Origin of the sequence: Marinospirillum celere, from assembly GCF_900112235.1 — a bacterium.
Lineage (GTDB): Bacteria > Pseudomonadota > Gammaproteobacteria > Pseudomonadales > Halomonadaceae > Marinospirillum > Marinospirillum celere.
Genome location: NZ_FOLH01000001.1, coordinates 158,462 through 172,299 on the forward strand (window position 1 = coordinate 158,462; position 13,838 = coordinate 172,299).

The 13,838-nt window shown below is 47.6% G+C and carries 15 protein-coding genes and 1 pseudogene; 3 read left to right on the plus strand and 13 right to left on the minus strand.

Going from position 1 to position 13,838, the window contains the following annotated elements; translation table 11 throughout:
- Positions 1–18: 18 nt before the first annotated feature.
- From BM185_RS00695 to BM185_RS00735, 9 genes and pseudogenes are all read right to left on the minus strand, one after another.
- Positions 19–1,671, minus strand: coding sequence for a diguanylate cyclase (locus tag BM185_RS00695; protein WP_091957799.1), 1,653 nt, complete (start codon positions 1,669–1,671; stop codon positions 19–21).
- Entirely contained in the window at positions 1,664–2,053 is a 390-nt protein-coding gene (locus tag BM185_RS00700) for a response regulator (RefSeq protein ID WP_091957802.1), read from the minus strand. The genes BM185_RS00695 and BM185_RS00700 overlap by 8 nt, the downstream gene beginning before the upstream one ends.
- A gap of 246 nt (positions 2,054–2,299) precedes the next feature.
- Positions 2,300–2,503: a cold-shock protein gene (locus BM185_RS00705; protein ID WP_091957805.1), complete on the minus strand. Its 204-nt coding sequence runs from the start codon at positions 2,501–2,503 to the stop codon at positions 2,300–2,302.
- Positions 2,504–2,694: 191 nt separating this feature from the next.
- Complete coding sequence (locus BM185_RS14770) at positions 2,695–3,753, minus strand: methyl-accepting chemotaxis protein (RefSeq protein WP_091957808.1); 1,059 nt, start codon at positions 3,751–3,753, stop codon at positions 2,695–2,697.
- The gene (locus BM185_RS14575; RefSeq protein WP_143089456.1) at positions 3,651–4,214 is read right to left on the minus strand and encodes a hypothetical protein; all 564 of its coding nucleotides are present in this window, start codon (positions 4,212–4,214) and stop codon (positions 3,651–3,653) included. The genes BM185_RS14770 and BM185_RS14575 overlap by 103 nt, the downstream gene beginning before the upstream one ends.
- A gap of 33 nt (positions 4,215–4,247) precedes the next feature.
- On the minus strand, positions 4,248–4,838 hold the full coding sequence (locus BM185_RS00720) for a DUF6436 domain-containing protein (protein WP_091957813.1): 591 nt from the start codon (positions 4,836–4,838) through the stop codon (positions 4,248–4,250).
- Positions 4,839–4,928: 90 nt separating this feature from the next.
- Positions 4,929–6,260, minus strand: coding sequence for a DASH family cryptochrome (locus BM185_RS00725; protein ID WP_091957816.1), 1,332 nt, complete (start codon positions 6,258–6,260; stop codon positions 4,929–4,931).
- 80 nt (positions 6,261–6,340) lie between these two features.
- Positions 6,341–6,463 (minus strand): annotated as a pseudogene (locus BM185_RS15030) (hypothetical protein); the annotation flags it as partial.
- 50 nt (positions 6,464–6,513) lie between these two features.
- Complete coding sequence (locus tag BM185_RS00735; protein ID WP_091957821.1) at positions 6,514–6,870, minus strand: thiol-disulfide oxidoreductase DCC family protein; 357 nt, start codon at positions 6,868–6,870, stop codon at positions 6,514–6,516.
- Between the two features lie 81 nt (positions 6,871–6,951).
- Between BM185_RS00735 and BM185_RS00740 the strand changes: the two genes are divergently transcribed.
- Positions 6,952–7,683, plus strand: a complete 732-nt coding sequence (locus BM185_RS00740; protein ID WP_091957823.1) for an SDR family NAD(P)-dependent oxidoreductase — start codon at positions 6,952–6,954, stop codon at positions 7,681–7,683.
- Here the strand turns inward: BM185_RS00740 and BM185_RS00745 are convergent.
- Positions 7,670–8,653, minus strand: a complete 984-nt coding sequence (locus BM185_RS00745) for a DUF1853 family protein (protein WP_177203423.1) — start codon at positions 8,651–8,653, stop codon at positions 7,670–7,672. The two genes, BM185_RS00740 and BM185_RS00745, sit on opposite strands and share 14 nt — an antisense overlap.
- A gap of 78 nt (positions 8,654–8,731) precedes the next feature.
- On the opposite strand from BM185_RS00745, the gene BM185_RS14625 reads away from it, so the two are divergent.
- A complete protein-coding gene (locus BM185_RS14625; RefSeq protein ID WP_177203424.1) occupies positions 8,732–8,941 on the plus strand; it encodes a hypothetical protein in 210 nt (69 codons plus the stop codon).
- Here BM185_RS14625 and BM185_RS00750 read toward each other — a convergent pair.
- From BM185_RS00750 to BM185_RS00760, 3 genes are all read right to left on the minus strand, one after another.
- Positions 8,935–9,678, minus strand: a complete 744-nt coding sequence (locus tag BM185_RS00750) for an RNA methyltransferase (protein WP_091957829.1) — start codon at positions 9,676–9,678, stop codon at positions 8,935–8,937. The genes BM185_RS14625 and BM185_RS00750 overlap by 7 nt on opposite strands.
- A gap of 20 nt (positions 9,679–9,698) precedes the next feature.
- Positions 9,699–11,732 (minus strand): transglycosylase SLT domain-containing protein, encoded by a 2,034-nt coding sequence (locus tag BM185_RS00755; RefSeq protein WP_091957833.1) that lies wholly within the window; start codon positions 11,730–11,732, stop codon positions 9,699–9,701.
- 119 nt (positions 11,733–11,851) lie between these two features.
- On the minus strand, positions 11,852–13,033 hold the full coding sequence (locus BM185_RS00760) for an acetyl-CoA C-acyltransferase (RefSeq protein WP_091957836.1): 1,182 nt from the start codon (positions 13,031–13,033) through the stop codon (positions 11,852–11,854).
- 123 nt (positions 13,034–13,156) lie between these two features.
- On the opposite strand from BM185_RS00760, the gene BM185_RS00765 reads away from it, so the two are divergent.
- The gene (locus BM185_RS00765) at positions 13,157–13,741 is read left to right on the plus strand and encodes a TetR/AcrR family transcriptional regulator (RefSeq protein WP_091957839.1); all 585 of its coding nucleotides are present in this window, start codon (positions 13,157–13,159) and stop codon (positions 13,739–13,741) included.
- Positions 13,742–13,838: the final 97 nt, after the last annotated feature.

Below are 13,838 nucleotides of genomic sequence, written 5' to 3' on the forward strand. Positions count from 1 at the left end.
TTACGTGGATTGTTGCATTCAGGCACAAGCCAGACAAACCCTATTTCGACCACTCTGTTTTGCCTGATAAAGTGCCTTGTCGGCGTGCTCTATCAAGGCATCAGCACTTGCATCAGAAAACTGCTTGTTATCGAGCACCCCGGCCGAAAGGGTACAGGAGAAGTAGGTATCGCCAGAGGAGAATTTGATTGCCTCAAAAGCTTCACGCAGATTATCAACCATTTTGAAGGCATCGTCAGCTTCACAATCAACAAGCAAGAGAGTGAACTCTTCTCCGCCATAACGCCCTAGCTTGTCTGTACTTCGAAAATGCTGGCGAAGTAGCGTTCCCACCGCAGAAATGACTAAGTCTCCAACGGGATGACCGTAGGTGTCATTCACTTGTTTAAAATGATCAATATCAAGCATCACTAAACTGAATGTTTGTGGTTGGCGTTGAACGTAGTTCCAGTGGCTCTGTATTGCTTCTTTGATACTTGCGTGTTTCAAAAGTCCTGTCAGGGCATCTTTGCTGCGCGATGCCTCGAGTTGGCGTAATTTATGCACTTGTGATTTACATAAGCGAGCCAAAAGCTCAGTGTCGATTGGCTGCTCTAAAAAAATACCACCACCCATTAACAGCGCTTGGTTTTTCAAGCTGCTGTTGGACTCATTCGCAATGTAAATGATAGGTAAATGGGCCCAGCGTTCTACTTGGCTAAGTAGAGCAGTTAATTCCTGACCATTCACCTCGGTGAGCCAAAGGTCTAGCAAGATCAATTCAGGATTAAATTCATTCAATGACTCAAATAATTGCTGGGGTTCACTGAGTGAATAGACCAGCATGTCCGCTTGTTCAAGGGCAGTTTGAAGTGTTTGTGAGAGACGGGAATTTGTTTCAAGAATCATAACCCGTCCCGGCTCAGAGCTTTCTACTTGAAATAGTTCTGATATATGTCTTGTCAAGCTAATCATGTTTAGCGGCTTGACAAAGTAGCCTTTGCCGTCATTGCGTAGAGCCTGCAGTCTGGCATCAAATGTATCCTCTGCTCCAAAAAAATACTTAGGACAAGTGAAGTCTTTCAGAAGGGTCTTCCAGGAACCTAAGTGTTCAGGTTTGGCTGATAATGTTTGATTGGCGCGATGGTCGATGAGTAATAAATCTGGTGCAGGTTTGGAAGGGTTGTTTAACTCTTGAAGGTCAGTAATATGGTGAACTTCAAAACCAAAACTTTTCAGCTGCTGCGCAGTAAACTCAGCGAGAATGGCGTCTCTCTCGATCAGCCAAATGCAGGTATTGCCATCTGCCTTGCTTGTTGAACTGGACTCAATGCTAGCAGAAGCTTTTTGTTTTTTATCGGATTCAAGCGAAGCGCGTAGTTGAGCAATCCACTCTCTTGCTGGAAGGGGTTCATCGGGGGCGTTTGCTTGGTTTAATATTTTTGCGGTTGCCTGCTCAAATCTTCTAGCCTGCTGGCCCACCTGATTAAACCCAAAAGAGCCTGCGGATCCAGAAATTGAGTGCAGTGTTGAGTGAAGCTCCTCTAGATATTCATCAGACTGGGCTTTCTCCAACAGTCGTCCGGCAAGTAACTCCAGATGGTTAAGATTTGATTCAAGTCTAGATAAGTAGGATTCTTTTAATGCTTCTAGTCGATCCTTGGGGGTGCCGATAGGATTTGAGTTAACCATGATGCTTACTCCATATTTCGCGGATTTTGTCAGCTAGAGTCATGGGATCAAAAGGCTTTGAAATGACGTGATTTACTCCGATCTCACGATAACGCTGAAGGTCTTCAGAGTGAACTTTAGCAGTCATAAAGACAACAACTGTAGCGCTTGAAACTGATCCTTGATTTCTAAGGGCTTCCAGAGTGGTAGGCCCATCCATGCCCGGCATCATGACATCAAGTAAAATCAACTGGGGTAAAAAGTCATCCACTTCTTCTAGTGCCTTGGCGCCAGACTCACAGATCTTGAGATTGAAGCCTCCAATATCTTGAAGGGCTATCGAAGAGATTTCCCTGATATCTTGATCATCTTCAACATAAAGTATTTTTTCAAGAGAAGTCACATCCGGCCTCCAGAGAAGTAAAGGTTTACTGTTGTTGATTGTAATCAAATTTTGCAGAATTGGCACTACTTTAAGATCGGTTTAAATTCAGTAGTGGTACGGGCATTATAATTAATAGCTACTGGATAGATCGATGAGTTGGTAGAGACTGGTAGTGTGATGGGGAGGGGGAACAGGGTTGAATGCCAAGCACAAAAAAAACCCACCAAAAGGGGTGGGTTTTTGTTCAAGCTAAATTACAAGTTATTAGATAACTTGAATTTTTGCAGCTTGCTGGCCTTTGGGGCCGGTAGTCACATCAAAGGAAACCCTTTGATTTTCAGCCAGAGATTTAAAGCCATCAGCAAGAATCTCTGAAAAGTGAGCAAACAGGTCGCTGCCACCATTTTCAGGAGTAATGAAGCCGAAGCCTTTAGCATCGTTGAACCACTTAACTGTACCAGTTTCCATATCGTAATACCTTTGGTTTAAAATTTATCAGAACTTTTAGAAAATATTTTCCAAGCCCATTGTCGCAAGAATCAAGCAAGGTCTATATAAAGCGCTGAAAAACCGAAGGGTCATCACTACAGAACTGTTCCAAACACTGACTTGCTACCTACAAGACCCACAGTGCGCCTTTTAAATACTCCCGTCAAGGTTTATTTAAGAATAAAGTTTTTGATCGCATGGTCCAGGTCTTCAGTTAAAGCTTGCATTTGATGGCTGGACTCAACAGTCATCTGCATTTTTTCACCTGCTTCCGTCGCCAACTGTCCTATTTGAGTGATGTTGCGGTTGATCTCTTCAGCAACGGCACTTTGTTCTTCTGTTGCGCTGGCAATCTGCACATTCATGCCATTGATATTACTGATTCCTTCAAGGATTTCGGCTAGTGCTTGGCTAGTGGTTTCAATGCGATTCAGAACTTCAGCCATTTCCTGTTGGCTGGTTTGCATTTCTTTTACGGCATCCTGGCTGCGTGTTTGAAGGCCTGAAATAATCTGACTGATCTCTTCAATTGATTGATGGGTATTGGATGCCAGGGTGCGCACTTCATCAGCAACCACCGCAAAACCACGTCCGCTATCACCAGCCCTGGCAGCTTCTATGGCGGCATTTAAGGCGAGCAGGTTGGTTTGTTCGGCAATTTGTTTGATGACATCTAGCACACTGCCAATTTGTTCTGAATCCTGTTTGAGTTCACCGATAGAGAGGCCGGTATGGCTGATTTGCTCAGCCAGTTGCCGGATGGCAGCAATGGTTAGATTGAGGTTTTCTTGCCCTTGTTGGGCTTGCTCTTCGGATTGACTGGCATTATCTGCCGCTTCTTGGGCATTTTGTGAAACTTCACGGAAGGAAGCGGTCATCTCATTCACTGCTGAAATCAGTTGATTCAATTCGGCTTGTTGCCGCTGGGTCAGTTCAGCAGATTTTTCCAGGTTTTTCAGGTTGTCAGGTAGTGCAAGCGTTAACTGTTGGTTGGCTGACTGGGTTTGAAAAAGCGTCGAGTGCAGCTGTTGAATAAAAGAGCTAATACCCTGACCTGTTCGGCTATGTGCCTGGGTAGTGGAAGTCTGTAAATAAACTTTACCGTCAATCACATCCATCTGATTAGTTAGCTGCGCAATTTCTTCAGCCTGTTTGCCGTCACGCTGGCCTTTGATGGCCATGATGACGAGTATAAAGGTTTCGAAGACGACGAAGCCTGCGTGAAGCATCCTATGCCAAGGCCTGTATGGTGCTCAAAAACATAAACGCCGGCATCTGCTTCCTGCAAGAAGTTAAAGCTTAAATGATGGATAGCGATTAAAGCAGCAGCAGCAACTATGGGTAGCCAATCGCGATAATAAAGAAGGAAAGCAAGTAACACAAAAATTCCAAAGTGCATTTCAATCAAACCATGTGCTTGATGAATGTGGAGAGCCGCCCACACCATGAAAGCTAAGCCTTGGCTAACACGTGTAATTCTGTTACCTGGCAGCATCCAGGTCAAAACACTGGGAACCAGTGCAGCAGGCAAGCCAATAATCAGGGCTTCTGTCCAGGTTCCATACCAACTTGCCAGACTCAAAGCAATCAAGAAAAGCAGCCACTGTACCCAGACCATTAAATAATCGCCGGAGCTGTGGAGGCCATGCATGCTGAAGGCTTCGGTATTTTTTAAGCTGGGTTTGAGCATGGTTTTAGTACTCTTGTTCGATATAGAAAGTCATTAAGTTTTTTGGCCAGCTTCCCAGGGACAAAAACATCCTCTTGAGGAGGATAGCTGGGTCGAAAGCCTGCCCTGTTTGATGAGCTGATCCAGTACTGTTTCCACATTTTGGCCGGGGGTGGATGAGCAGTAGATGCTTTCGCTGTAAGCCCCTAGATAGGCAGGTTCTATCTGTTGATTAAAAACCAAAGCGAGGGGGCTGCCTGCGAACTCCAGATTATTTGCAACAAATGCCGGTTGGCCAAAGGTTTCTTCGGCAATCTTAATTTGCGATGCATCTGGAACAGCAATTCTGAAATCTACGCCGAGAGTCGAGTAATTATTGATAATTTCCTGGACATGGGCTTGATTAAAGCGACTACACAAACAGTCCTTGTCGAAGAAATGAACGACTAAAGCATGCTGTTCTTCAGAACTTAGGTGCAGCTTTTCTTTGAAGTCATCAGGAATTTCCAGGACTTGAGTGTTTTCATTGAAAGCAAACTGATGGCGAAACTGAAACCACCAGAACGCAAAAACTGTGGAGGCTAGCCAGAGTGCTATCAGCGTATAAGCCACTGAAAGCTTGTTTCGGGGAGATAGTGTCAGCATTAAGAGCTGCCCATGAAATTAAGTATTGATTGGCTAGATGTTACTCTTTGGTTACCTAATTTAGCGCAAAAAAACATTTTTGCATAGCCGCTACTCAGAGCCGCTACTCAGAAAAGGCCAGTCAGCCGCATCGACGGAGTAAAGGGGAACGCCCGAAGTTGCGTCGCCTTGCCAAAGTCGGGTGAAGTCACCATCAGGGTCATAGAGGGCAGCCTGTTTTTCCAGATTAAAATGCCTGGAGCCGCGTGGATCAGCACCCACGCCTGCCAAGTATTGCCAATTGCCCCAATTGCTGCCGACATCATAGTCAATCAGCTCTTGCTCAAACCAGGCTGCACCATATCGCCAGTCAAGCTGTAATTCGTTGACCAGGCAGCTGGCAACCAGTTGGCGCCCGCGGTTTGACATCCAGCCCGTTGCTTTGAGTTGTTTCATGCAGGCGTTAATCAAGGGCCACTGTGTTTCGCCTTCACACCAAGCTTTGAACCTTTGCGGGTAAAAGCTGGTGAGTGGTTTACGGCCTTGAATACCCTGAAAATGAAAGAGGCGAGCTCCGTATGTTAGTGCATAGAGTTGGAAGTATTCCCGCCACATGAGCTCAAAGAAAATCCAATAGGTGGATTCATTAGCTTTTTTAGAAGCTTCATAATTCGCAAGCTCTTGAAGGATTTGGCGAGGTGATAAGCACCCCTGGGCTAACCAGGGTGAAAAGCCGGTCGATTGAAACCGCCCTTGAAGAGCGTTGCGCGTTTGCTTGTAAGTTGAAGGCTGATCAGTGGAAAAATACTCGGCAAGATGTGCTTGAGCTGACACTTCACCGCCCGTGGTCAGAGGTTGAGTTGCCTGGCTGGAGTTGGGTAACTCCTGTAGACCTAGTGAGCCCTGTTTGGGTGATGGTGGCAATTCAGTAATAGGTTCAAAAGCGGACTCAATCTTGAGTTGCTCAACCTGCTTACGAAATTGTGTAAAAGTACCTGGAAGCTGCGAAAGGGAGAAAGGAATTTCGTCGAGATCCCAAATGCGTTGGGTATTCAGTTGCTGTATAGAAAGGTCTGTGAACCTAGCTTGCAGGTGCTTGATAAGCTGATTTTCATAGTAGCCAACTTGCTCACTAATATAAAAGCTGCCGACTTGGTGCTGATCAATTAATTGGCTGAGCCCCCTTAAGGGTTGATCAAAAAGAAGCTGTAGGTGCTGGTTGAGGCCCCGAAGTCGGTGGTTAAGTTCATCCAGTGCATCCAATAGAAAGCGCCAACGATGCTGGCCAAGGCGTTTGAGTGAAAAGGCCTTGGGCTTAAAATGATTTGGATCCACTGCATACACCAGCAGCAAGTAGTCATTTTCTTGAGCTGCTCGGAGCAATAAAGGGTTATCGCTTAGGCGTAAATCCTGTGTGAAAAGGTAAAGCCCAGTTTTTGCCATCTTTAGCCTTCCAGTTTGCACGGTTAACAATAACTGTACAGTATCTGCACTGGAAAATGTATAGGTTTTTATGTTTGAAGCAATAACCCTGTTAACCAACTTACTCTAGCTACGGTGACGGGGCATACAAAGCCACCTAGAGAGGGGCCACCAGGGCCAAGAGTCACGGGCATATCACCAGTGAAATCGATACTGCCATAGGCCTGCACCGGAAAGGTGCTTTGAGTCGGTGGTTGCAGGGTTTTTTTGCTTATTAGGGCAGCCTGCATTGACTGGAATGTTTCCTGCGCCACTTCGCCCAGCAGTTATAAACAAAGTTACCGCTATGAAAAATACCGGGCAAGCTCAAAAGGCGGGCGGTTTTTATCAGTCCAGCTTGGCGCCAGTAACTCAAAGTGGCTGCAAAGCCAACCTGCATTTGCTGGCCATCAAAATAATGAATTCGGGTCATTAGGTCATCCAATGAATAGCCTTCAGGTGGCTGAAATTGACTGGCACTGATATCAATTAGCTTAACGTCAGGCTCGAGCTTAGGGCGCAAGTGATCGATTTCTTTACGGCAAAAACCGCAGGATGCATCGTAATAAAGACGTGGCTGCAAATCTGTCATAGCACTTTCTCAATAAAATATTGGATAACTAATGTATCATTTGTGTATAGTTATTCAAGGTTTATTAAAAAGGAGGGGCTTATGCAGGCTTTGATTGCTGGTGCAGGTCAAGGTATCGGTCTGGCATTGACCAAGCGGCTGCTTAGTGATGAGCGCTGGACACGTATTTATGCTTTGTATCGCAGCTCATCACAGGGTTTATCAGACTTGGTTGTAGGCGATTCGCGCTTGCAGCTGTTAAGGGTAGACTTGAGCTCTGATGATGATTTACAAGCTCTTCCGCAGCAATTGGAAGTGCCTATTCATTGGATTATTAATACCACGGGTCTTTTGCATTCAAAAGCTTTGAATCTTGCGCCTGAAAAGTCCCTGGAGCAGTTGGATCGCCACTCGCTAATCACTAGTTTCCAAACCAATGCAATTAACCACTTACTGCTTCTCAAGCAGTTGCAGCCACTCTTGAATAAAAAAGGTGAGTTAAAGTTGGCTTCTTTATCGGCACGGGTTGCCAGTATTGGCGATAATCGTCTGGGAGGTTGGTATGGCTATCGCGCTAGTAAGGCGGCATTGAATCAGTTGTTGCATACGCTTGCTATTGAAATGAGGCGTTTTAATCCTTCGAGTGTTTGTGTCGCTTTGCATCCGGGAACTACAGCCACTGACTTGTCGAAGCCCTTCCAAAAAAATGTTCCAGCCGGCCAGCTTTTTTCAGCAGATCAGTCTGCTGCTTATCTACTCGCTGTTCTAGATCAATTGAAATCTGAGGCAACTGGCGGTTTTTTTGCATGGGATGGGCAACCTATTCCCTGGTGATAGCTTGCGAATGAGCTGAAGGAGATAGGGGGATTAGTTGAGGCCATCCGGCCTTGACCAGAAAGACTCTCTGCCAGCCTTGTTGCGGTGAGAAAAGTGCTAGTTGCAGCGGCCAGCCGTGTTGTTGAAAGTGGTTGTTGAGCAAGGCTTCAAGTTGTTGCTGATCGAGCAAATCAGAGTGTAAGGGAGCGGCCAGCCAGTGGGGCTTGCTGAGTAGCTGACCCTGAAGCTTTCCGTTGAATTGATTGGCAAAATCAGGCCAGTCAGTGATGTAAAGCCACCAGCCACGCCAATGATGCTGAGAGGCTCTTAGTGGCGGTTGCAAGGGTGAGTGCCAGGGGTAAAAAAGTACTCCCGGAAGAGCCAGTTGTTTTTTGATGGGTTCTAGGGTGGAGCCTTGTTTTTTACTTGCCGCGATCACGGATTCCAATTGTTGTCTTGCCAAGGGTAGGTCGCTTAGTGGCAGCTGCCTTTGCTCACTATGCTGGACTTTGATGGCTAGACTGTCCAAGCCTGCGGGTCCTATCCAGCGGGCTAAATCCTGAGGCTCTCCTGGTCCCTGGGGAAGCCCCAGATAGTATTTGATGGCTACTTCAAGATGATAAATCTCGCCAGTCGATTTTTGGCGATAAATAAAGTCCAGTTCACCAAGGGTCCGTTTGTTTTCCCTGATAGACAGGTGATGGCCTAATAACTGAATATTGGGCGCCGCATTCAATAGCAGTTCCCATAGGGCTTCATGGTAGACACCCAGGCGTTTACTGCCAGCTGTTTTTAACCCGGCTTCCAGGTCATCAAGTCGATTTTCCAGATCCTGAAACCACTTGGGCAGTTCAATTTCACCTAAACCCAGGAAAGTTAGATCAGGTTTGCCTGCAAAGTGACTGGTGATCAAATCCGGTGCTTCCAGCAGCCATAGCAAATCGCGCAGATAGGCCGATTGAAGTTGGCTGGCAAGCTGAGTTTGCATAGGAGTCATTAGTTTTTGATGCATCAAGCCTGTTAGAATGTGGATCTTTAACAACGTCCAATACTTGAGATAAGCAGCATGTTGGTTTCTGACGCTAAAAAAAATCAAATACTTCAAACCATCAGCCAGACCCGTGATCTGGCTGAGAAGGCAACTATCTTTCGTATAGAGATGGTGCATGGTAGCTGCACCATGCTCTGCCCAGGTGGTGTTGATATTGAAAAAGCTGTAGTCAGCGCTCTGAGTCGTTTTGGTGAAGACCGGGTGGTGACTATTCAGCCTCAGTGATCTTTATTCTGGCTTTCTTGTAAGGCCAGCCCCTGTTTTTCCATACGACTGACCATCGAGCGCAAAAGCCCCAACTCCTGAACATCAGGTCTGGCTCTGCGAAATAGGGTATTGAGGCGGGTTAGGGATTTGCTGGATGCGCCTCTGAGCATGCCACTGGCTTCCAAAGCCTTTTCCAGATGCTGTTCAAAACCACGTATTTCTTCCAGGCTGGGATACTGACGGACTTCTTGCTCACAAGTTTGAGGAAGCTGCTGACTGGCTTGAAAAACCTCATAGCAGAGTACCTGTACGGCCTGCGCCAAATTCAGAATGCTGTATTCTGGGTTGCCAGGAATACAAACCTGATGGGTGCAGCAAGCCAACTCCTCATTATGAAGTCCGGTGCGTTCTCGTCCAAATACCAGCGCAACTTCAGACTGGCGACTTTCCTCACAAACCTGGATACCCAGTTGATGGGGTGTTAGCTCACTTAATAATTGATTACGCACGCGGGCGCTGGCACCGATGATTAAGGAGCAATCGGCAACGGCTTCTTCCAGGCTGGTGCAAACCTGTGCCTTCTCTAATAAATCACTGGCACCAGCAGCCATTTGGGTTGCTTCTGGATCAGGAAAACTAACCGGATTAACCAGATAAAGGTTTTCCAGCCCCATGGTTTTCATGGCTCGGGCGGCTGAGCCTATATTGCCCGGATGGAAGGTTTGGACCAGCACAATTCGAACTTGAGGAAACATGACTTTCTCTAAAAATTAAATCAACCTTCGGGTTGGTTAGGGGTATCACTGGCTAGCTGTAACCTGGATTCCTGCTCAAGGCGCCAAGCATAAACTTCCCGAAAGGCGAGGACACTTTTGACATAATCGCGGGTTTCAGCAAAGGTGATTTGCTCAACCCATTGGGGGTCGGTGTTCTTGCCAAGACGGGTTTGCCAGGCATTGGCTCTGCTTGGGCCAGCATTATAAGCAGCAGCTGCCAGAATAATATCGTTTTGGTAACGCTGCATCAGTTGCGAAAGGTAATGAACCCCAACAGGCAGATTATACTGAGGATTTAGCAAGTCCCGCTCTGGATGCATGGTCAGTTGCAGTTGCCTGGAAACCTGATTGCCTGTGGCAGGCATCACTTGCATCAGGCCCAGAGCGCCTACACTGGAGCGAGCTTCAGGATTGAACAGGCTTTCTTTACGGATTAGTGCTAAAACCAGAGCCAGGTCAAGGCCAGCTTCCTCGGCAAGGGGCTGCAAGGCATCAATATGGGCCAGAGGAAAACGCAGTTCCAGCGCATCCTGATGGCCTGCGTTATGGATGGCATTAATACTGCGATCATACCATCCCCACTGCTGGGCCAGCCAAGCAGCCTGCTGCCAGGTTGCTGAAGAAGCGCCACTTAAGTTGTAGTGCCATTCCCGACGTGCATCTTCATGAAAGCCGGTAAAAAAAAGCTCACCAGCTCGCAGAATGCCCGGTTGATCGGTTAATGCAGCCATATCCTTAGCCATTAAAGGGGCAGGGCTGGCATTCATTCTGGGTGGCTTGCCCAACTCTTGAGCGGCTAAAAAACCATAATAATTGCGTTTCTTGGCCAGGGATTGCAGAAGTTCGCGAGCGGCTGACTGTTGGTCGGTTTTGATCAGCGCCTGAGCCAACCAGTAACGCCATTCATTGGCTTGCTGTATTTCTTCAGGAAGTGCATGAATAGCTGAATCCAGGCGTGACCAGTTCCCTAGTCGCAGGTGAGTGCGTGCATACCACTCTTTTCCTTCAGCAGAGCGTTGTTCACTAGGGACTTCGGCAAAATAACTCAGAGTATTTTCTGCTGAGCGCCAGGCTGCACGTAGGGCAAGGGTTTCCAAGACGTTGTAATAGGTGCTTGAGGTGATGAGTTCTTGGTCAGCCAGCTGTTGACTGAACTGGCGTGTTTGACTGGGATGCGTTCTAGCATGCTGCACTAGCAGGTCATTGAGAACTTCTTGCTGAAGCTCCGGAAAAAGCTTCAGGCTGGCTGTATGGCCATTTAACACAGATTGCAGGCGGTTTGCTGGGTTTAGGCGTCCACGCCTCCAGTAGTCAAGAAATTGGCGCTGTTCATCTTCAAGGTGTTGGCGTAACTCCCAAGCCGAAGAGGTTTCTTCGTCGCGCATCAGTTGCAGAGCAACCTGCCAATAATCTTCTGAATTAAGGAAACCCAAGTCTTTTAAGGACTGGCTAAAAGGATCACAGGCCGAAGGCAGGGGTTGATGCTGGCGCCAAAAGTCAGCAGCGGCTTCCAACCAGCTGAGACTACGCCCATGAAGTTCAGCTTCTGCTTGGAGGCGATGACACTCCAAGCGTGATGTTTGTAAGGGCTCGGAACCCGTTAAGGCGTAAAAACTTTCCCAGCTTTCTTGACTGGCCAGATAGTCCAGCCATTCCTGTTTTAAGCGGGATTCAAAGGCTGTATCTGGATGCCGTTTCAGGAAAGCGGTTAGCTGATCTTTATCAACAAGACGATAAGCAATTTGGTTTCTAAACAGCTGATATTCAAGGTAGGGGGCTAAAGGATAGTGTTGAAGCTGGTTGAGAACCTCGCTCAAATCAAGGAGTTGACCTTGTTTGAGCTGTTGGTAGGTTTCAGTGAATACTTGCCTTGCTTCGGGGTCAGGTTGGAATCCTGGATCTTTTGGCGGAAAAAAAGCAGACGTGCTGGAGGCAATGGAGAAAAAAAGCAGCAGGCTTGCACCTGTTGCCAGAAGCAGCGGCCTAAAACGCTTGCTGATCACTGACTGAATTTGGAAAAGCAAAGCTGCCATCTTGTTCGTGCCCCAGGATTACTTGGTCGTGCTAGGTGCATCTTAGCTAAACCCAGGATTCAAGAGAAGTAAAAACTGCCCGGTAGCCAATCACCGGGCAGTAGAACTTTCAGCTCAACTTAGATGAGTTCAATAGCCACAGCTGTAGCTTCACCGCCACCAATACACAAGCTGGCAACCCCTTTTTTCTTGCCTTCCTGCTCCAGGGCATGCATAAGGGTGACCAGGATGCGTGAGCCGGTCGAGCCAATGGGATGACCCTGGGCACAGGCACCCCCATAGATATTGGTTTTCTCATGGGGAATGCCCAAGCCATCCATTGCCAGCAGGGTGACCACAGCAAAGGCTTCATTGATTTCAAACAGATCCACTTCATCCAGCTTCCAGCCGGCTTTTTCCAAAACCTTTTCAATGGAGCCGATAGGCGCCAGAGTGAACTCACTGGGTTCGCGGGAGTTGGTGGCGTGAGCGACAATACGTGCTTTGGGTTTCAAGCCACGCTTTTGCGCTTCTGATTCACGCATCAACACCAGTGCTGAAGCACCATCAGAGATGGAGCTGGAATTGGCGGCTGTCACGGTGCCATCTTTTTTGAAGGCCGGACGCAGTGAGGGAATTTTTTCGATATTGGCCTGATGGGGCTGTTCATCATCTTCAATAACAACTTCGCCCTTACGGGTTTTAACAGTCACGGCCACGGTTTCAGCTTTCAATTTACCCTGCTCAATGGCGGTCATGGCCCTTTTGAGGGAACTGATTGCAAAATTATCTAGGGTTTCACGGGTGTAGCCTTTTTCATCAGCAATATCCTGAGCAAATACACCCATCAACTTGCCGGTACGGGCATCTTCCAGGCCATCCAGGAACATGTGATCCTTGATCTCACCATGCCCTAAACGGTAGCCGCTACGTGCCTTGGTTAAAATATGCGGCGCATTGGACATGCTCTCCATACCGCCAGCAACCATAATGTCATTGGTTCCTGCCTTGATAAGATCATGGGCCAGCATGACTGCTTTCATACCTGAACCGCAGAGTTTGTTGATGGTGGTTGCACCCGTGGCGACAGGAATTCCTGCGTTCATCATGGCTTGGCGGGCAGGCCCTTGTTTGACACCGGCAGGGAGTACGCAGCCCATAATAACTTCTTGAATATCAGTAGGCTGCAGGCCAGCGCGCTGAACTGCATCTGCAATGGCAAAGCCACCCAATTCAGGTGCGGTCAGGCTGGCAAAAGAGCCTTGAAGACCGCCCATGGCAGTACGGGCACCCGAAACGAGGACGATAGGATCTTGTTGCATGGTAATACCTCTTTATCGATCTAAATTTTATTATGGCTATAGAGTGCCGCTTGACCTGGCGAAAGGCTAGGGTTAGTTTGTGACTCGCAAGTCATAAAACCGAGCAAGCGCTAGTTAACGCAGATGAACTTAAACAAGAATTCTAAAAGACGCAAGGAGCTGGTTGCGATCGCTGCCCGCCTTTTTTGCGACCAAGGCTACGAATCAACCACCGTGCGTATGCTTGCTGATGCCATGGGGATTAAATCCGGCAGCCTCTTTCACCACTTTAATGATAAACAGGAAATCCTGTTTTCAGTCATAGAAGCGGGAATGCAGCATGCCATGCAAATTGCGACCCAGGCTATTTGTGAGCTGGAACAGCCTCGTGAGCGTTTGATGGCCCTGGCTCGTGCTCACCTTTCCACCCTCCTGGAAGATAGAGATGCCCACGTCGTCGCCATCTATGAATGGCGCAGCCTGACCGAAGCCTCTCGCCAGGAGTTGGTCAAATTACGTGATGCCTATGAAAGTATCTGGAGCCAGGTAATCGCAGAATGTCATGGTGCTGGACTCATTCAAGGTAACCAGGGTTTACAAAGACGCCTGGCCCTAGGGGCGCTTAACTGGACGGTGCAATGGTATCGCCCTGGAGTCGGATTGGAGCCGGATGACCTGGCGGCTGAACTGGTCGCCATGGTTTTACGTGAAGACGCTTGCGGGAAATAAAAGAGTCGAGTAGGCTTAAGAAATAAAACCGAGCGCTTGCTCGGAAACTATAAAAAGAGGTGACCTGAGGGTCGCCTTTATTTGGAAAGATAAGTTG